General features: G+C 64.2%; 17 protein-coding genes. 7 read left to right on the top strand and 10 right to left on the bottom strand.

Annotated features, from left to right (window positions below):
• Positions 1-123: 123 nt before the first annotated feature.
• The 5 genes from DSM104635_RS19915 to purM all read right to left on the bottom strand — a co-directional run bounded on the left by DSM104635_RS19915 (position 124) and on the right by purM (position 3,624).
• Positions 124-573: a Crp/Fnr family transcriptional regulator gene (locus DSM104635_RS19915; RefSeq protein WP_228445664.1), complete on the bottom strand. Its 450-nt coding sequence runs from the start codon at positions 571-573 to the stop codon at positions 124-126.
• Between the two features lie 54 nt (positions 574-627).
• Positions 628-819 (bottom strand): hypothetical protein, encoded by a 192-nt coding sequence (locus DSM104635_RS19910; protein ID WP_228445663.1) that lies wholly within the window; start codon positions 817-819, stop codon positions 628-630.
• Between the two features lie 172 nt (positions 820-991).
• Positions 992-1,711, bottom strand: coding sequence for a Crp/Fnr family transcriptional regulator (locus DSM104635_RS11345; RefSeq protein WP_158766308.1), 720 nt, complete (start codon positions 1,709-1,711; stop codon positions 992-994).
• A gap of 119 nt (positions 1,712-1,830) precedes the next feature.
• Entirely contained in the window at positions 1,831-2,403 is a 573-nt protein-coding gene (gene purN / locus DSM104635_RS11340) for a phosphoribosylglycinamide formyltransferase (RefSeq protein ID WP_158766307.1), read from the bottom strand.
• 180 nt (positions 2,404-2,583) lie between these two features.
• Positions 2,584-3,624: a phosphoribosylformylglycinamidine cyclo-ligase gene (gene purM, locus DSM104635_RS11335; protein ID WP_228445662.1), complete on the bottom strand. Its 1,041-nt coding sequence runs from the start codon at positions 3,622-3,624 to the stop codon at positions 2,584-2,586.
• Between the two features lie 81 nt (positions 3,625-3,705).
• Here purM and DSM104635_RS11330 point away from each other — a divergent pair, with 81 nt between their 5' ends.
• Genes DSM104635_RS11330 through DSM104635_RS11305 form a run of 6 tightly spaced genes read left to right on the top strand, consistent with a single transcriptional unit; the run spans position 3,706 to position 11,537 of the window.
• Positions 3,706-4,776: a DUF8605 domain-containing protein gene (locus DSM104635_RS11330; RefSeq protein WP_228445661.1), complete on the top strand. Its 1,071-nt coding sequence runs from the start codon at positions 3,706-3,708 to the stop codon at positions 4,774-4,776.
• Between the two features lie 12 nt (positions 4,777-4,788).
• Complete coding sequence (locus tag DSM104635_RS11325) at positions 4,789-5,475, top strand: P-loop NTPase family protein (protein WP_158766304.1); 687 nt, start codon at positions 4,789-4,791, stop codon at positions 5,473-5,475.
• Between the two features lie 3 nt (positions 5,476-5,478).
• A complete protein-coding gene (locus tag DSM104635_RS11320) occupies positions 5,479-7,689 on the top strand; it encodes an RNA degradosome polyphosphate kinase (RefSeq protein ID WP_158766303.1) in 2,211 nt (736 codons plus the stop codon).
• Between the two features lie 12 nt (positions 7,690-7,701).
• Positions 7,702-9,195 carry a Ppx/GppA family phosphatase gene (locus DSM104635_RS11315; RefSeq protein ID WP_158766302.1) on the top strand — a complete coding sequence of 498 codons (1,494 nt, stop codon included), beginning with the start codon at positions 7,702-7,704 and terminating at the stop codon, positions 9,193-9,195.
• Positions 9,192-9,449, top strand: coding sequence for a DUF3297 family protein (locus DSM104635_RS11310; protein WP_158766301.1), 258 nt, complete (start codon positions 9,192-9,194; stop codon positions 9,447-9,449). The genes DSM104635_RS11315 and DSM104635_RS11310 overlap by 4 nt, the downstream gene beginning before the upstream one ends.
• A gap of 57 nt (positions 9,450-9,506) precedes the next feature.
• The gene (locus tag DSM104635_RS11305; RefSeq protein WP_158766300.1) at positions 9,507-11,537 is read left to right on the top strand and encodes an adenylate/guanylate cyclase domain-containing protein; all 2,031 of its coding nucleotides are present in this window, start codon (positions 9,507-9,509) and stop codon (positions 11,535-11,537) included.
• 135 nt (positions 11,538-11,672) lie between these two features.
• Here the strand turns inward: DSM104635_RS11305 and rnd are convergent, their stop codons facing one another.
• The 3 genes from rnd to DSM104635_RS11290 are packed head-to-tail and all read right to left on the bottom strand — an operon-like array spanning position 11,673 to position 14,471.
• Positions 11,673-12,821 carry a ribonuclease D gene (rnd, locus tag DSM104635_RS11300; RefSeq protein ID WP_158766299.1) on the bottom strand — a complete coding sequence of 383 codons (1,149 nt, stop codon included), beginning with the start codon at positions 12,819-12,821 and terminating at the stop codon, positions 11,673-11,675.
• A gap of 31 nt (positions 12,822-12,852) precedes the next feature.
• Positions 12,853-13,827, bottom strand: coding sequence for an MBL fold metallo-hydrolase (locus tag DSM104635_RS11295; RefSeq protein ID WP_158766298.1), 975 nt, complete (start codon positions 13,825-13,827; stop codon positions 12,853-12,855).
• The gene (locus tag DSM104635_RS11290) at positions 13,824-14,471 is read right to left on the bottom strand and encodes an SOS response-associated peptidase (RefSeq protein WP_158766297.1); all 648 of its coding nucleotides are present in this window, start codon (positions 14,469-14,471) and stop codon (positions 13,824-13,826) included. The genes DSM104635_RS11295 and DSM104635_RS11290 overlap by 4 nt, the downstream gene beginning before the upstream one ends.
• Positions 14,472-14,574: 103 nt before the next feature.
• Here DSM104635_RS11290 and aspS point away from each other — a divergent pair, with 103 nt between their 5' ends.
• Positions 14,575-16,377 carry an aspartate--tRNA ligase gene (aspS, locus tag DSM104635_RS11285; RefSeq protein WP_158766296.1) on the top strand — a complete coding sequence of 601 codons (1,803 nt, stop codon included), beginning with the start codon at positions 14,575-14,577 and terminating at the stop codon, positions 16,375-16,377.
• 236 nt (positions 16,378-16,613) lie between these two features.
• Here aspS and DSM104635_RS11280 read toward each other — a convergent pair whose 3' ends face one another.
• Both DSM104635_RS11280 and DSM104635_RS11275 read right to left on the bottom strand, forming a co-directional pair.
• Entirely contained in the window at positions 16,614-17,069 is a 456-nt protein-coding gene (locus tag DSM104635_RS11280) for a pentapeptide repeat-containing protein (protein WP_158766295.1), read from the bottom strand.
• Positions 17,070-17,132: 63 nt separating this feature from the next.
• Positions 17,133-17,666 (bottom strand): pentapeptide repeat-containing protein, encoded by a 534-nt coding sequence (locus DSM104635_RS11275; RefSeq protein ID WP_158766294.1) that lies wholly within the window; start codon positions 17,664-17,666, stop codon positions 17,133-17,135.
• Positions 17,667-17,703: the final 37 nt, after the last annotated feature.

Below are 17,703 nucleotides of genomic sequence, written 5' to 3'. Positions count from 1 at the left end.
CCCGTATAATCCACAGCATGGACAGGCCATCGCGAGGGCGGAGCTGGTGGTTGTTCACGATCTGCATCTCGTTTTGCTGGATCGTGGGCATTGCGGCGTTCGTCACCAATTGTGCAGGCTGAGTTAGCCGATCAGGCGTTTGTACTCAGCTTCGGGCACCCCGTAGATGCCGCCGGCGGTGGCTTCCAAGCCGTGCCGGTCGATAATCCGCAGCGCGCCGCGGCTGGAGCGGATCAGGCCTTTGCCTTCGAGGTCGTTCAGCGCGTCGGTCACGCCCGGGCGCCGGACACCCAGCATCAACGCGATGAACTCGTGCGTCAGCGTTAGGTTGCTATCGTCGAGCCGGTCCTGCGCCATCAGCAGCCAGCGCGCCAAGCGCTCTTCGATCTTGGCGCGGCCGTTGGCGAGTGCGGTCTGCGCCACTTGCGCCATGAACACCTGCACGAAGCGTTGCGCCAGCTGACGGAACGCAGTGCTTTGACTGAGGACCTCGCGCAGATCATCGCTGGTGATGCGAACTGCGCGCCCCGCGAGTTGAACGAATGCGTCGTTCGGCGATCTATGATTGCTCATGACGATCGCCAAGCCCGACATGCCTTCGCGGCCGATGACGCCCGCTTCGATTTGCTAGCCGGTCGGCGCTTTGGCGACGATGGAGATAATGCCGGCGGTCGGGAAATAGGCGTGCTCGATCGGCTCGTTCGCGACTTCGATCGGCAGACGATGCACGAGTTCGACGGCTTCCAGCTTCGGCGCAATCAACGCCCAGTCCGCATCAGGCAACAACGCAAGCAGAGTGTTGGACGGTCGCTGAAGCACGCGTGAAAGCCCTCGCCGAAAGGGCAAGAGCTCACAGTCTCTTCAGCCGCGTTTTCTTTGCGGCGCCCACAAAATCTCAGACGTGGCCTAGCATCTGATTTGAGCGCGTAGTGCGCCTGTACGGAAGCGGACGAACTCCTTGATCCTGCTGGCGATTCGCGCGTTCGGCGCATCAGCCGATCAAGCGACGGTACTCGGACTCTGGCACCCCGTACGTACCGCTCGCAAGTGACTCTAAGCCCTCGCGATCGACGATGCGGACGATGCCGCGCGTGGAGCGGATCATGGCTTTGCCTTCGAGCGCATGCAGCGCGTCGGTGACGCCGGGCCGACGGACGCCGAGCATGAGTGCGATGAATTCATGCGTGAGCGTCGCTTCGTCGCCGACAGTGCGGTCATGCACCATCAGCAGCCAACGTGCGAGGCGTTCTTCGATGTGCGCGCGGCCGTTGGCTAGAGCCGTGTGCGCGACCTGAATGTTGAAGATGTGCACGAAGTGCAGCATGAGCCGGGTGAGTGTTTCGCTCTGCGCCAAGGCGTCTCGGAACGCGGCGGTTTCGATGCGCAACGCGCCGCCTTCGAACTGAACGAAGGCTTCGTGCGGCGTGCGATGATCGCCCATGATGACAGAGATGCCCGTCACGCCTTCGTAGCCAATCAGGCCCGCTTCAATGCTCTCATGCGCAGCCGAGTGCGCGACGATCGATACGATGCCGCTTTCAACGAAATAGACATGCGTGATGTCCTCGTTCGGCCGCTCGATGCTTTGGCGCGTCGCGAGCGGAATGCGCGTCAGATGTGGTGTCAGCAGCGCGAGATCTGAGTGACCCAACAGCGAAAGGAGCCGATTGGTGGAGGAAAAAACTTGAGAATCGGAAACGGTGCTGGACATGACTCTCGCCGCCTAAGGGCAAGAGTGCAAATTGCGTCTCTCTCAGCCGCTTGCGCCCAAATTGCCGGCAAGCGATGCGGTTAGGGTACGCTTCCGCACCATGCTAGGCAACGTCGCAATCAGGGCATTCGCGACGCCAGCGCAGCGAGGCAGCGCGGATAGAGGTCGTGTTCGAGGCCGAGCACGCGCGTAGCGAGCGTTTCGGCGGTGTCGCTTGGTTCGATGCTCATGCGCGCCTGGCCGAGGACTTCGCCTGAATCCACCTCCTCGACGACGAGATGAACTGTGCAGCCATGTTCAATGTCGCCCGCTTCCAGCGCGCGCGCGTGGGTGTTGATGCCGGGAAACTTGGGCAGAAGCGAGGGATGGATGTTGACGAGGCGCCCAGCCCAGGCGCGCACGAAGTAGGGCGTTAACACGCGCATAAAGCCGGCGAGGGCGACGATCTCGATGGTGCGCGCGGTGAGCAGCGTGTTGAGATCGCGCTCAAACGCTTCGCGGTCTTTGCCGAAGGGTTTGTGATCGAGTTCGAGCGCTTCGATGTTCGCCGCACGTGCGCGATCGAGGCCGCCGGCGTTGGGGACGTTGGAGATGACGAGGGCGATTTCGTAGGCGTTTTGCTCGGCATCGAGCAGCGCTTGCAGGTTGGAGCCTCTGCCGGAGATGAGGACGGCGACGCGCTTCTTGGTCATGGGGCCGCTCTCACCATCCGTCCTTTCCCAGTAGGGAAAGGTGGCTCGTGTGCGGAGCACGCGAGACGGAAAGGGCAGCGCGGAAAGTTGCAAACGTCGGCGCCACCCTCTCAGTCATCCCGCTTTGCGCGATGACAGCTCTCCCTATCGGGAGAGCACGGGCGTTGGTGGCGGCTTGCACTAGACCGCTTTCAGCACGCCGATTCTGAACGCGCTTTCTCCGCCAGCCGTCAGCATCGCCAGCACGTCCTTTTCACGCTCAAGCGCAACAATGAGGATCATGCCGACGCCCAAGTTGAAGGTGCGGCGCATGTCTTCTTCCGGCACGCCGCCGGTGGATTGCAGCCACTCGAATACGGCAGGGCGCTTCCATGCGTTCCAGTCGAAGTCGGCGGCGAGATGATCCGGTAGTGCGCGCGGGGTGTTCTCGACCAAGCCGCCGCCGGTGATGTGCGCGGCGCCCTTTGCCAGTTTCGATTCGAACACTGGCTTCAGCGCCTTTGCATAGATCCGCGTCGGTGTGAGCAGCGCTTCGGCCAGCGTCTTGCCGTTCGCGAATGGCGCCGGCGCATCCCAGGCGAGGCCGGAACGCTCCACCACTTTGCGCACCAGCGAGTAGCCGTTCGAGTGCGGGCCGCTTGAGGCGATGCCGATGATGACATCGCCCGTCTGCATCTCGTCGACGCGCGGCAGCAGGGTGCCGCGCTCAGCAGCGCCGACGGAGAAGCCGGCGAGGTCGTAGTCGCCTTTGCCGTACATGCCTGGCATTTCCGCGGTCTCGCCGCCCGCGAGTGCTGCGCCCGCTTGGCGGCAGCCTTCGGCGATGCCTTGCACCACGAGGGCGGCTTCGTCGGCGTTGAGCTTCCCAGTGGCGTAATAGTCCAAAAACATCAGTGGCTCGGCGCCTTGGGCGGAGAGGTCGTTCACGCACATGGCGACCAGATCGATGCCCACCGTCTCGTGGCGACCGCTTTCGATCGCGATCTTCAACTTGGTGCCGACGCCATCCGTGGTTGCAAGAAAGATAGGATCCTTGAAGCCTGCGGCCTTAGGGTCGAATACGGCGGCGAATCCGCCCAGACCCGCTTCCGCCCCTGGCCGGGCTGTGGATTTCGCCGCCGGCTTGATCAGATCGACCAGCCGTTCGCCTTCATCGATATCAACGCCGGCGTCCCGGTAGGTCAGGCCGTTGGTTCCGCGCGGGTTTTGAGGATTGGTCACGTCATGAGTCCAGAAGCCGCCACATTGATAGGCGATTCCGCGCCGGTTAGGGTCGGCCGCCGCCCGCAACGAGGTCCCAGAATGAAAATAACGTCTCTGGCTGCCATCGCCGCGTTCTTCGCGGCGTTGTGCGCGGTGTCGCCCGGCGTCGCAAGCGCCCAGGGGCGCGACAATGTTTACGCGGTGTCTGGGGTCCATGTGGACGCGACGGCCGCCAACGCCGCCGCGGCGCAGCAGGCAGGGTTCACCTCGGCCCAGCGGGCGGCCTTTGAGCGGCTGGTGCGCCGGCTGACGGTGCCGAACGAATTGGTCGCTCGCGGGATGCCTGCGGCCGAGGGCGCCGCTTTGGAGGCGCTGGTGCTCAGCGTGGACGTGGAAGAAGAGCGCCGCTCCGCTACGCGCTACATCGGCCGCCTCACCGTGCGCTTCGATCCGTCGGGCGTGCGCGCGTTGTTGCGCCAGCAGGGCCTGACTGTTGTCGATACCCGCACCGCGCCGGTCCTGGTTGCGCCGCTGGTGTCGAGCGGCGTGCCGGAAGAGACGGCCACGCTCTGGCGCGAAGTTTGGGCGCAAGGCGGTTTTGGCGACGAACTGGTGCCGCTCGCCGTCGCTCCGGCCTCCCTGCAAGGCGCGCCGGCTTGGACTAGCGCCGCGCCGTTCGCCCAAGCGGCCGCTGCGGCTTCGGCGCTTTACGCGACGTTGCGCGTGCAAGGCTCAACGGCGACGGCCACGCTGGTTGAAGTCGATGGCAACGCCAGCCGCGATCGTGGCGAAGTGACCGCGCGCATCGATGGCACGGACGCCGCCGCTACGCGCGCAGCGCTGGCTTCGCTCGCGGATCAAGCCAGCACGCGCATTCAGAACGACTGGAAGGGCCGCATCGCCACCGGCGGCGGGCAGCGCGCGCGTATTTCGGCGTCGGCGCTCTACGGCAACCAAGCGCAATGGGAGCAGATCAAGGATGCGCTCGAAGGCGCGGCCTCGACGCTAATCTCGGAAATCCGCATCGAAGCGGTAGGCCGCGAAGGCGCGCTGGTGTCGTTCTCGTTTGTCGGCGACCGCAATCAACTCGTCGCTGAACTCGCGCGGCGCGGCATTGCTTTGGCCGATAGTTCGAACGGCCCCGTCCTGCGCGTGGCTGGCGGGAGATAGCCGGGCCGCCCCATGAGCCAGCCCCGCCTGTTCGAGTTCCGCATGGGCGAGCGCTCGCCTGCGACGTTGGTGGTCTCCGAAGCCAATCGCGACGCGGCCAACCTGCTGACCGGTTGGCGCGCGTGGCCGAACGGAGCGCTGGCGCTGACGGGGTCGAAAGGCTCAGGCAAGACGCATTTGGCGCTCGCCTGGGCGCTCGAAGCCGGCGCCCGCCAGATCACGCCAGCCGCTAGCCCGGACGATGCCGCGGCGATCTTCCGCGAAAGCGGTGGGCGGCTGTTCATCGATGACGCCGACGGCGAGCGGGACGATCCGATGTTCTGGCGCATCCTCGATCTCGCCCGCACCGAGGGCGGCGCGGTGCTGCTCGTGGGTGGCGACAGTCCGTCAAACTGGCCGACACCGATCCCAGACCTTGCCTCCCGGTTAAAATCCTTGGCCGTGGCGCGGCTTGGGGAGCCGGATGAAACGCTGATGGAGGTGGTTCTGCGGCGCGTTTGTCGTGAACAATTCATCTTATTGAGCGATGATGCTGCTCGGTATCTGGCCCGCCGGCTGCCGCGGACTTTCGCCGCGGCGCATCAAATGGCGGCGGCGCTGGACGCGGATCTGGTGAAGGGGGCCAAGCCCGTCGCTCTCAAAGCGGCGCGTTTGGCGCTCGAAAAAGCGCAGGCCGCGTGGGGTGTCGGAGACGGTTAAGAGATGGCGAAGACGCGCAGAAAAACGCGCGCTGTAGCGGCGGCCGAAGATGTGTCGCTGCTGACGAGCCCGAAGCGGTTCATCAATCGCGAGCTGTCGTGGCTCGCGTTCAACACGCGCGTTCTGGAAGAAGCGGAGAACGCCAACCACCCGCTGCTCGAACGCCTGCGCTTCCTCTCGATCTCCGCGTCCAACCTCGATGAATTCTACATGGTCCGCGTCGCGGGCCTGCACGAGCAGGTAAAAGTCGGCGCGCAGGTGCTGAGCCTCGATGGCCTGACGCCGAACGAACAGCTCAACCGCATTCACGCTGACGCGCAGGAGCTGATCGAGCGCCAGCAAGAGAACTGGCGTTTCCTGCGCGGTGAACTGCGCGCCACCGGCATCGCCGTGCTGGCGCCGGAAGAGCTGACCGACGCGGAGCGCGCTTTCCTGCGCTCGCTGTTCATGTCCGAAGTGTTTCCGCTGCTGACGCCGCTCGCGGTCGATCCGGCCCACCCGTTCCCGTTCATTCCGAACCTGGGTTTCGCCATCGCGCTGAAGCTGAAACGCCGGGGCGATGGCCGCCCGCTTAACGCGCTAATCCCGGTGCCGAGCCAAGTTGCTCGCTTCATCGACGTCACGCTGGCGCATCCGCAAACGGAACTCGCGCCCGGCGAGCGCCCGCAGCGCCGGTTCTTTACGCTCGAAAACACGATCATGGAGTTCTTGAGCGAGCTCTTCCCTGACTATCACGTCGAGGCCAAGGGCGCGTTCCGCATCGTCCGTGACAGCGATATCGAAATCCAGGAAGAGGCCGAAGACCTTGTGCGCGAGTTCGAAACGCGCCTCAAAGAACGCCGTCTCGGCGACATCGTGCGCTTGAAGATCGAAGCGCAGATGCCGGAGGACCTGCGCGGCTTCATCATCCGCGAACTGGAAGCTGATGCGCGCGACGTCGTTGTTGTGGACGGCATGCTGGGGCTGTCGGCGCTTTCGGCGCTGGTCAATGAAGAGCGCGCCGATCTGAAGTTCACGCGCTACGAGCCGCGTTTCCCGGAGCGGATCAAGGATTTCGGTGGCGATTGCTTCGCTGCGATCCGGGCCAAGGACATCCTCGTCCATCACCCGTTTGAATCGTTCGACTCGGTGGTTCAGTTCGTGCGCCAGGCCGCCGCCGATCCAGCGGTGGTCGCCATCAAGCAGACGCTCTACCGCACCTCGAAAGATTCCCCGATCGTCGCGGCGCTGATAGCGGCTGCCGAAGCCGGCAAGAACGTCACCGCTGTTATCGAACTGAAAGCGCGCTTCGACGAAGAAGCGAACCTCAAAGTTGCGCAGACTTTGGAGCGCGCCGGCGCTTCGGTGGTATACGGCTTCATCGATTTCAAAACCCACGCCAAGGTGAGCCTCGTCGTTCGCCGTGAAGCCGAGGGCCTGCGCACCTACACCCACTTCGGCACCGGCAACTATCACCCGATCACGGCGCGGATTTACACCGACCTCTCGCTCTTCACCTGCGATCCAGCGCTCGGCCGGGACGCCGGCAAGCTATTCAACTTCGTCACGGGTTACGCGCGCCCAGCTGAACTTGAACGACTCGCGATGTCGCCGATCAACTCCAAGCAGACCATCCTCGATCTGATCGAAGCGGAGATCGACCACGTCCGCGCCGGGCGCGATGGCGCGATCTGGGCCAAGCTCAACGCGCTGGTGCATCCCGAGATCATCGACGCGCTTTATCGCGCTTCCAACGCCGGCGTGAAAATAGAACTGATCGTGCGTGGCGTCTGCTGCTTGCGCCCCGGCGTGCCGGGCATGTCGGAGAACATCACCGTCAAATCGATCGTCGGGCGGTTCCTGGAGCACGCGCGCATCGTTTGTTTCGGCGCCGGGCGGAAACTCCCCAATCCGGACGCCAAGGTGTTCATTTCCTCGGCCGATTGGATGCCCCGGAACCTGGAGCGCCGGGTCGAAGTCATGACTCCGGTTGAAAATCAAACCGTTCACCAGCAAGTACTCGACCAAATCATGGTCGCGAACCTCAACGATGAGGCGCAGTCCTGGTACATGGACCAGGACGGGGTGTTCACACGGGTCGATGTTTCGAAGCTGGATAATCCGTTCTCGGCGCACGTGTACTTCATGCGCAACCCGAGCCTCTCGGGCCGCGGCCGCGCGCTCAAGGGCGATGCGCCTGCCGCGTTCGATCACATCGGCGCGCGCACCTACTAAAGTCGTTTCATCGTGAGCCGGTCCGTCCTCCGAGACGGCCAGGAAGCCGCCGTCATCGACGTCGGCTCTAACTCCGTGCGTATGGTGGTGTACCGCATCGACGGCCGCGCCATGACACCGATCTTGAACGAAAAGGTCATGGCCGGTCTGGGCCGCGATCTGAACCGCACACAGATGCTCTCGCCCGAAGGCGTGGAGATAGCGGTGCGCGCGATCAAACGCTTCGCGACGTTGATCGAGGCGCTGCAGATTCGCGAAGTGTTTCCCGTCGCCACTGCCGCCGTGCGCGAGGCCAATGATGGCCGCGCCTTCGCCGATCGTATTTATGACGAAACCGGGCTGAAGCTCCGTATCTTGAGCGGCGATGACGAGGCCCGTTTGTCCGCATTGGGAGTCAGCGCCGGCGCGCCGGACGCGAAAGGCATTGTCGGCGATCTTGGCGGCGCTAGCCTTGAGCTGATTGAGATCAGCCCGAAGGGTCTTGGGCGTGGTGAGACGTTTCCGCTGGGGCCGCTGACGCTGGCACGCGAGGAGTTCGACTATGAGCGCGTCAGCGATCAAGTCGAGAAGGTGCTGACCACAACCAAGCTGCTCGGCCGACGCGGTGGCGATTTCTACGCCGTTGGCGGCGCTTGGCGCGCGCTTGGCCGCATCGATATCGCGCTGACCAACCACCCGCTCGGCGTGCTGCATCATCACCAGATGAGCCGCGCTGAAGTGCTGAAGGTGGCCGACGTTGTGCGTAAGCAGAGCCGGCGCTCCCTGGAAAAACTGGAAGAAGCCGCCGCAAAGCGCGCGGATACTCTGCCGTACGCGGCCGTCGTGCTCGAGCGCGTGATGATGGCGGGGAATTTTGACCGCGTGATCCTCTCTGCGTTTGGCTTGCGCGAGGGCGTGCTGTTGGAGCGCATGAGCGAGCAGGCGCTTTCGGTGCATCCGTTGATCGCAGCAGCTGAAGCGCTGGCTGGCCGCTGGTCGCGGACGCGGGCGTTTGGGCAATCGCTGGAGCAGTGGATCGCGCCGATGTTCGTTGGCCAAGTGCCGATCTTCGGCAAGAAGCGCGACGAAGTTGTGCGCGGCGCGGCTGCGCGGTTGGCCGACGTGGGCGGGCCGCTGCATCCGGACCAGCGCGTCGAGGTGATGTTCGATCTGATCCTACGCGCGCCACTCGCCGCAATCAGTCACGAAGAACGCGCGTTCCTCGCGGCCGCCATCCATCACCGCTACACCAAGGCCCAGCCGCGCCACGCCGACGCCTATCTGCGGCTGCTCAATGAAGAACAGCAGGCCGCCGCCGCCGCTTTGGGTGCGGCGCTCCGGCTTGGCGCGGATTTGTCGGGCCGCAGCGAGGTATTGCTGGCCTCGTTCGACATTGCCGCAGTTGACGACAAGCTGGTGCTTCGTGTGAAGAAGCGCGTAGCACATTTGGTCACCGAGACTGCGTCGCGCCGGCTGGATGCCGCCGCCCAGGCGCTGGGTCTCACCGCGGAGACGAAAATCGTATGAGCGACACGCCCCCAGATCGCCTCTCGGTCGATCCCGCGAGCCCGTATCACGACGCCAAGTTGTTGGAGCGCGGCATTGGCGTGCGGTTCAACGGCAACGAGAAAACCAACGTCGAGGAATACTGCGTGAGCGAGGGCTGGGTGCGCTTGGCCGTCGGCAAGACGCTCGACCGCAAGGGCAAGCAGCTGACGATCAAGTACAGCGGCAAAGTGGAGCCGTACTTTGAGGATATTCCACGCGATTCCGGCGCCTGACGGGCATCGCCCGCGCCGCTTGGCGTGCTAGAACCAACCCGCACTCGCGGGGACAACGTGACCGAGGAACCTGGCCCACGGAAACTGGCGGCGATCATGTCGATCGACATCGTCGGCTATTCTGCGCTCAGCGAAGTCGATGAAGGCGCAGCGCTGGATCGCGTCGGCGCGCTGCGCAGTGCGCTTGAGGGCGCAGCGCTCGTGCACGGCGGGCGCATCTTCAACACCGCCGGCGACGGCTTCATGCTGGAGTTCTGCTCGGCCGCCGGTGCCTTGGGTGCGGCCGAGCTGTTGTGGGATGGGCGCGTTGAGCGCCGTAGTGTGCGTGTCGGCGTGCACGTCGGCGATGTGATGCAGGCGCCAAACGGTGATCTGCTCGGCCACAGCGTCAACGTCGCGGCGCGCTTGCAGCAATTGGCGCAGCCTGGCGTGGTGCTGGTCTCGATGGACGTCCGCCGCGCCGTTCGTGGCGCGCTGGCGCAGCGGCTACATCCAGCGGGCTCGGCGCATCTCGATAAGATGGCCGAGACCATCGACATCTTCACGTTCGAGAATGTCGCCGCTCAGAAACCACGCACGCGCAAGCCAGATCCGGTGTTGGCCGTGCTGCCGTTCGATAATGAGAGCGACGAAACGGAGATGAATTATTTCTCCGAGGGCGTCGCCGACGAGATCATCAATACGCTGCTGCGCCAATCCAAGATCAAGGTCATCGGCCGCACCTCGGCGTTTCAATTCCGCGGCGATCGCAAGAGCGAAGCGGCGGCGGCGCTAAAGGCGTCGCACGTTCTCGACGGCTCGGTCCGCTGCAGCGGGACCAAGCTCCGCGTCAACGCCCAGCTCATCGACGCCACGACCGGCGCGGCGATCTGGAGCGAGCACTATGACGGCGACCGCGCCGACGTCTTCGCGCTGGAAGACGATATCGCCGGCAAGGTCGCGGCATCGCTCCGGCGTTCACTTGCGCAAACCGAGCGCGCAGCGCCAATCGATCCCGCGGCCTATGAACTCTACCTGCGCGCCCGCCAAATCTGGCTGATGATGAACGACATCGAGGAGGACCAGGCATCGGTGTTGTTGGAGCGTTGCGTTGGCTTGGCGCCGGACTTCGCGCCGGCCTGGGCGATGCTGGCGAGCGTGCGCGCGCTGCTGTTACCACGCGACCGCGATTGCATTGGCGAGCCCGAACACGACGCCGCCGTCGAAGCCGCTGTCCGCGCGCTCGAACTCGATGCCGATTGTGCGCAGGCTTACGCGGCGCTGTCGCTGCTGAAGCCCGCGTTCGACGAGCATGGTGAAAAGCTCCGGCTGGTGAATGAAGCGCTGAAGCGCACGCCAAACGATCCGTCGCTTCACGTCGCGCGCGCCGCATGGCTCTACGGCGTCGGCCGGCTCAGGGACGCGGCAAAAGCGCTGGAGACCGCGAGCGTGCTCGATCCGCTTGGCCCCGCCGTCGAAGGCTTGCGCGCCAGCTTGATCAGCGCGCGCGGCGATCCGTTCACCGCCATCGAAGTGATCCGTTCCGCATGGACGCGTTGGCCGGATTCCGCGTTCACTTGGTACATCATGTGGACGACGCTCTGTGTCGCCAAGCGGCCGGACGAAGCCGAAGCGCTCGCCGCACCCGGCGTGCCGCCGCGCCGCGCCGTCATCGACCGCGACATCGCGGTGCTGCAGAACTACATCAATCTGCTGCGTCTCGGCGAGACCGAGCGCCGTGACGCTTGCGATCAGCTGCTCACCATGCTCTCGACGCAAAACTCGCCTCTGCCGCTCTCAACCTGCCTGGTCGCGGCTGGCTACGGCTGTGCGGAGCGCGCGTTCGACTTGATCGGGAATGCGCTGGATACGGGCCGCGGCCTGAAGCCGGACAATCACGACGGTTTCGGCATGGCGCGCGCGCAAGCGCCGTTGCAACTCTTCGTCGCCACTGGCGGCGAGCCTGCCTGGAAATCCCAGCGCTTTCCGCGCCTCGCTGCGCGCTTGGGGCTGGCGCAATACTGGGTCGAGAGCGGCAAGTGGCCGGATTGCGCCGCGTATGTCGATTACGATTTCAAAGCTGCCTGCAAGGCCGCGCTCAACGCCTAGCGCCCATGATATAAATTGGACGCAACGCCAATATGGACCGCCGGCCCCCGCCGGCACGGCGCGCCTGCTACCGACAAGCGGTGGCGCTTGTTCGATCTGGCGGCATGCCGGCGAGGGCGCCGGCGGTCCATATTGCTAAACGTCTTCGACGAAGACTTTGCCGTCTTTCAGCTTCAGCGCCAGCTTGCCGTGCTTCAGCGCTAGCGCGCGTTCGCCGAACACCTTGCGCCGCCAGCCGCGCAGCGCCGCCACATCGGCGGTGTCGCTCGCCGCGATTGCTTCCACATCCGAAGCGGACGCAATCAATCGCGGCGCCACTTGGTGATGCTCGGCTTCAAAGCGCAACAACACTTTCAGCAATTCCACTGTCGGCCCTAGGCCCGACGGCAGCGGCGGCAAGCGTTCGTGCTTGTACTGATCCCGGTTCGGATCGGAGAACGCGCGGTCAAGCGCTTGGATCAGCTCCTGCGCTGAGCGCGAATTGCCAAACCCGCGCGGCACGGCGCGCATGCGATCGAAGTCCGCCGCGTTTTTCGGCCGCTGCTCTGCGATTTCGTAAAGCGCCTCGTCCTTGACGATCCGCCCGCGCGGCACATCGCGCAACTGTGCCTGGCGCTCGCGCCAAGCCGCCGCGACCTGCAGGCCAAGTACGAAGTCGGCCGTCGTCTTGCGCAGCTTCAATCGGTTCCAGGCGTTCTCAGGTGTCGTGTCATAGATCGCCGGATTGAGCAGGTTGGCGTGCTCCTCGTCCAGCCACGACAGCCGATCCTCGCTCTCGAGCTTGGTGTGGAGCTTCGGATACAGATCGCGGAGATGGGTCACGTCCGCGAGCGCGTACGCGAGCTGGGACTCCGACAGCGGCCGGCGGCTCCAATCAGTAAAGCGTGAGCTCTTGTCCAACCGCCGCTTCAGCACCTGCTGCACCAGCGCGTCGTAGGCGACGGTGTCGCCGTAGCCGCATGCCATCGCGGCGATTTGTGAATCAAATACCGGATGCGGCAGCGCACCACCGAGCTTAAGAAAGATTTCCAAATCCTGCCGCGCGGCGTGAAAGATTTTCAGCACGTTGCGGTCGGCCATCAGCGCCATGAACGGGCCGAGGTCCAAGCCCTCGGCCAACGGATCGATCACCGCTTCGACGCCCTCGGCCGCAGCCTGGATGAGGCAGAGCTTGGGCCAGTACGTGGTCTCGCGCATGAACTCGGTGTCGACCGCGACGAAGGGCGCCGCGGCCAGCTCCTGGCGCAGCGTTTCGAGGTCGGCCGTCTTGGTGATGACGCGCATTAGCCGTGACTGGTCCGCGCCGCTGGCGGGGTCAAGGGCTGGCTGGCGGCGATTCGCCGCTTGGAGCCGGTGTTTCCGCAGCCCTGACGACGAATTGCTCGATCAATGCGCCGCTTCCCACCAATCCGCGTAGATATTCGTCGTCATGCGCGGGGACGATCACCAGGTCCGGTTCCGCTGTGCGTAGATCGTGAAGCGCGCGAATCTGGCGCAACACTGCCGGCCGGTCGGGATCGACGCCCGGCATGATGAACCGGATGAAGCGCGGTCGGCTGCTAGTGCGCTCGATGGCGCCCATAAGCCAAGCGATGTCGCCGATGAACAAATACTCGCGCTCCGACGTCGTGCGAACGTAAATCGCGATCTCACCCGGCGCGTGACCAGGCTTGGCGACCGCGACGATGCCCGGCGCAATGCGCGTCGGCGCGCTGATATCGATAGTGGTGATGCCCGCAATTTCGGGTCCGAGCACGCCGCCGGGCGCGTGCTCCGGCAAACCGTCCAGTTGCGACTGCGTGAGGCGAAGCTGCGCGGCGATGGCGGCCGGTTGGGGGTGGCGCGCGATTGCCATGACGTGATCCAAGTGTTCGTGCGTGATCATTACGCGCGCGGCTTGGGTTTCAGCGTCGAGTACGCGCTGATAGGCGGCCGCATCGAACGCGCCGCTGCCGTCGGACATCACGCTCAGTGTCTCGGCATCGACCGCGCCGTCGATGATGGTTGCGCCATCGGGCGCGACGATCTGGAACGAGACGTAGGCGAAGGTCTTGTCGCCGCTGAAATCGCCCGCGACAGCCGCAAAGCTCGGCGCGGCGCTCTCACCCACGAACTCGACCCGCACCTCTTGAGGTAGAGTTTCTGGCGCATCGTTGGCGACGAGCGCGCGGTAGGCCGCGATATCGAACTCGCCATCGGCCTGCGTTGGCGTCGCGCCATCAGCAACAAAATACCAGAACGCGCCGCCAGCGATGGCGACAACGACGCCTAGTCCAATCAGCCACTTCATGACGCTTCCCCCGAATCTTCGCCTAAATCTTCCCTTGGTCCCGACAATACGATCTTCATCCGCTCTGGCGGAAACGGTTTCGCGAGCTTCACGGCGTCTTGAAGCGGCGCTTCGAGCCAAGTCTCGATCTCGTCGCCCGTCAGCATTACCGGCATCGCTTCAGCGTGGATCGGCTTGGTCAGCTCGTTCGGCTCGGTGGTGAGAATGCCGAACAGCAGGTGCGTGCCGTCCTCCTTGCCGCGCACGCCGGTCCATGGCCGCCATAGGCCGGCGAAGCAGAAAAGCGGCCGGTCGTCGCCGAGCGCAAACCAATGCGCCACCTTTGGCGTCGAGTCCGTGTATTCCACGAAACTTGTCGCCGGCACGACGCAGCGAAAACGGGGCTGATCGAGCCAGCCCTTCCAATAATTGGAACCGAGATTGCGGATGTTGGTCACCGGCCGCTTGCCGCCACCGGCAGCCGGAAAGCCCCAGCGCATCATCGTGACCTCGCGCAGGCCTTCTTTCGAGGTGCCCACCACTGGCGCCATCTGGTCCGGGAAAATCGCGGGCAAGGGCGGCTGGTTCGCCGTCCGATCACGCATGGCGCGGGTGTAAGCCACCAGCGCTTCGCGGGATTTGGTCATGGAATAGAGGTTGCACATGCGCAGCGCTGTTCTGCCGGGGTCGGGCGCGCCTTGACAAGGCGGCGCTGCCCATGCGCCTAACCGGCGAAATATGCGAGCCACGACTCGCTGGAGTTTCCTGATGCACGCCTACCGTACCCATACCTGCGGCGCCCTCCGGCCGGAGCATGCCGGCAAGGACGTGCGCGTCTCGGGCTGGGTGCACAGGAAGCGCGACCATGGCGGGCTGCTGTTCATCGATTTGCGCGACAATTACGGGCTGACCCAAATCGTCATCGCGCCCTCGTCGCCTGCGTTCGCCGCCGCTGAGCGCGTGCGCGCCGAGAGCGTGATCCAGATCGATGGCAAGGTGGTCGAGCGCACGGCAGAGACTAAGAACGCCAACATCCCGACGGGCGGCATCGAAGTGCAGGCGTCGGCGCTCGAGGTGCTGGGTGCGGCCGAGGAGCTGCCGCTGCCGGTGTTCGGTGAACCGGACTATCCGGAAGAGCTTCGCTTGAAGTACCGCTTCCTCGATCTGCGCCGCGAGAAGCTGCACAAGTCGATCCTGCTACGCAGCCAGGTGATCGCCTCATTGCGCCGCCGCATGATCGACCAGGGCTTCACCGAGTTTCAAACCCCGATCCTGACGGCGTCGTCGCCCGAGGGCGCGCGCGACTTCCTCGTTCCGTCGCGTCTGCATCCGGGCAAGTTCTACGCGCTGCCGCAGGCGCCACAGCAGTTCAAGCAGCTGCTGATGGTGGCCGGCTTCGACAAGTACTTCCAAATCGCGCCGTGCTTCCGCGACGAAGACGCTCGCGCCGACCGTTCGCCCGGCGAGTTCTACCAGCTCGATTTCGAGATGAGCTTCGTGACGCAGGAAGACGTGTTCAACGCCATCGGCCCAGTGCTGGCCGGCGTGTTCGAGGAATTCGGCAGCGGCAAGCGCGTGACGCCAGCCAACGAATTTCCGCGCATTCCGTTTGCCGAAGCGATCGCGAAGTACGGCTCCGACAAGCCGGACCTGCGCAACCCGCTCATCCTGAAAGACGTTAGCGAGCATTTCCGCGCCGGCGGCTTTGGCCTGTTTGCGCGCATTCTGGAGAAGCCGAAGCACGCGGTGTGGGCGATCCCCGCGCCGAACGGCGGCTCGCGCGCGTTTGCCGATCGCATGAACGCGTGGGCGCAGGGCGAAGGTCAGCCGGGACTTGGTTACATTTTCTGGCGCGAGGGCGAAGAGGGCGGCGCTGGACCGATCGCGAAAAACATAGGCCAGGAGAAAGCCGCCGCGATCCGCGAACAGCTTGGCTTGAAAGTCGGCGACGCGGCGTTCTTCGTCGCTGGCGATCCGGCCGTCTTCTACAAATTCGCCGGTCTCGCCCGGAACAAGGTCGCGGACGAGTTGAATCTTGCCGATAAGGATCAGTTCAAGTTCTGCTGGATCGTCGATTTCCCGATGTACGAGTGGAGCGAGGATGAGAAGCGAATCGACTTCTCTCACAACCCGTTCTCGATGCCGAACTACGACCACGAAGCGTTTCAGAAGCTCGACGTCAATGACCGTGAGACGATCGAGAAGATCACGGCGTTCCAGTACGACATCGTCTGCAACGGCGTGGAGCTGAGCTCAGGCGCGATCCGGAACCATAAGCCGGAGATCATGATCAAGGCGTTCGAACTCGCCGGCTATCCGCAGAGCGTGGTCGAGGAGAAGTTCGGTGGCATGCTGAACGCGTTCCGCTTCGGCGCGCCGCCGCACGGTGGCTCGGCGCCGGGCGTGGACCGGATCGTCATGTTGCTCGCCGGCGTCGATAACATTCGCGAAGTCATCGTCTTCCCGTTCAACCAGCAGGCTCAAGATCTGATGATGAACGCCCCAGGCGAAGTGACGCCGAAACAGCTCAAGGAGCTGCACATTCGGATCGTGGGGCAGGCGAAGAGCTGATGACTCCAGACAGGATCGTGGCGCTGGTTGTTGGCGGCTTGGCGATCTGTGTCGGCGGGTTGATGTGGCCCTATGCGCGCGCGTGGCACCGGAAGCACCCGCCTCAGCCTTCCACGTGGGGAGTCTCGCATCCGCTTTGGTTTAGACGACTTGGCGCGTTGCGGTTGCCGATCATTTTTGTCGGGTGCGGTAGCTTTTTGGTTATGCTCGCCCTCGTTGGCTTGTGACCCGCTGAGTTACTCGCACTCCCGCACGCGCATGCCACGCGGCACGCGGGTGGTGTAGTCGCCGCATGCGCCGTTGAGCTGGCGTTGCGTTAGACCTTCCGCCGTCTCCAAATCGGCGCCGGCGATGTTTGCGCCGCTGAAGTTCGCGCTGGTGACGTCAGCCTGCGCGAAGCGCGTGCCGCGCAGATCGGCGCCGGTGAAGTTCGCTTCCGCGAACGCCGAGCCGGATGCATTGGCACTCGCCATCTTCGCGTTTGAAAAATCACTGCGGTTGAACACGGAGTTGGTCATGCGCGCGCCGCTGAGATCGCGGCCGGCTAAATTGCACTCCTCGCACACGCCGCCATAGGCTGGTGTCGTCGCAAGGCGCGGTGGCGCGGTGAACGGCCAGAGCGCGAAGGCTTGGCCCGCCCCGACCACGACTAGCGCAGCCACCGCGAACGCGGCGAGGCGAAATTGTGTCACCACGGCGCCGAGTTATGCCTGCTCAAGACATCGCGCCAGTGAACATGCAGTAAGTGAGATTTGTTACTGGTTGTTACCGCAAGCCGGAACAGTCAAACCAGACGGCAGCGTGGTCGTTGCATCACCGCAAGCAGTATTCAATTGCTCTTGTGTAAGGCCGCGTACATTCGCCATGTCGGCGCCCGAGAGGTTCGCGCCGCGCAGCCGCGCGCCAGTGAAGTTGGCGCTGCCGAAATAGGCGCCGACCAACGACGCTTCATCCAAGTTCGCGCCGGTGAAGTTTGCGCCGGTTGCGCGCACGCCGAACAGGTTGGCCAACGAGAGATTGGCGCCGGTGAAATTGGTGTGGTCAGCGATGGCGATCGTCATGTCCGACTGGCGGATGCGCGAGCCGGTGAAATTGCGGCCGGAGACGACCTGATAGGAGAGATCGATCTGGAACAGGTCGCAGCCTCCGCATGAAGCGCCACCGCGCACGCGCTGGGCGACCACGTCGCGTTCAGCTTGGTTCGTAATCGGGCCGCCGGTGTCCGCGTCCTGCGCGAACGCGGGGGACGTTAAGGCCAACAGGCAAGCAATAAGCGCGGCGCGTTTCATAATGGCGCATCCTTAAAGGTGTTGCCGCGACCCTCGC

Origin of the sequence: Terricaulis silvestris, assembly GCF_009792355.1 — a bacterium.
Classification (GTDB): domain Bacteria; phylum Pseudomonadota; class Alphaproteobacteria; order Caulobacterales; family Aquidulcibacteraceae; genus Vitreimonas; species Vitreimonas silvestris.
The sequence above is the reverse complement of the archived record's forward strand: the minus strand, read 5'-3'. Positions and strand labels throughout refer to the sequence as shown.

Coding starts and splice junctions, on each gene's coding strand:
- rnd (WP_158766299.1), bottom strand. CDS start 12,821: ATGCGCGTCATCACCAAGACGGCCGACCTCGAAACGCTGCGCCAGGAG.
- DSM104635_RS11295 (WP_158766298.1), bottom strand. CDS start 13,827: ATGAAGTGGCTGATTGGACTAGGCGTCGTTGTCGCCATCGCTGGCGGC.
- DSM104635_RS11330 (WP_228445661.1), top strand. CDS start 3,706: ATGAAAATAACGTCTCTGGCTGCCATCGCCGCGTTCTTCGCGGCGTTG.
- purN (WP_158766307.1), bottom strand. CDS start 2,403: ATGACCAAGAAGCGCGTCGCCGTCCTCATCTCCGGCAGAGGCTCCAAC.
- DSM104635_RS11325 (WP_158766304.1), top strand. CDS start 4,789: ATGAGCCAGCCCCGCCTGTTCGAGTTCCGCATGGGCGAGCGCTCGCCT.
- aspS (WP_158766296.1), top strand. CDS start 14,575: ATGCACGCCTACCGTACCCATACCTGCGGCGCCCTCCGGCCGGAGCAT.
- DSM104635_RS11320 (WP_158766303.1), top strand. CDS start 5,479: ATGGCGAAGACGCGCAGAAAAACGCGCGCTGTAGCGGCGGCCGAAGAT.
- DSM104635_RS11345 (WP_158766308.1), bottom strand. CDS start 1,711: ATGTCCAGCACCGTTTCCGATTCTCAAGTTTTTTCCTCCACCAATCGG.
- DSM104635_RS11275 (WP_158766294.1), bottom strand. CDS start 17,666: ATGAAACGCGCCGCGCTTATTGCTTGCCTGTTGGCCTTAACGTCCCCC.
- DSM104635_RS11310 (WP_158766301.1), top strand. CDS start 9,192: ATGAGCGACACGCCCCCAGATCGCCTCTCGGTCGATCCCGCGAGCCCG.
- DSM104635_RS11290 (WP_158766297.1), bottom strand. CDS start 14,471: ATGTGCAACCTCTATTCCATGACCAAATCCCGCGAAGCGCTGGTGGCT.
- DSM104635_RS19915 (WP_228445664.1), bottom strand. CDS start 573: ATGAGCAATCATAGATCGCCGAACGACGCATTCGTTCAACTCGCGGGG.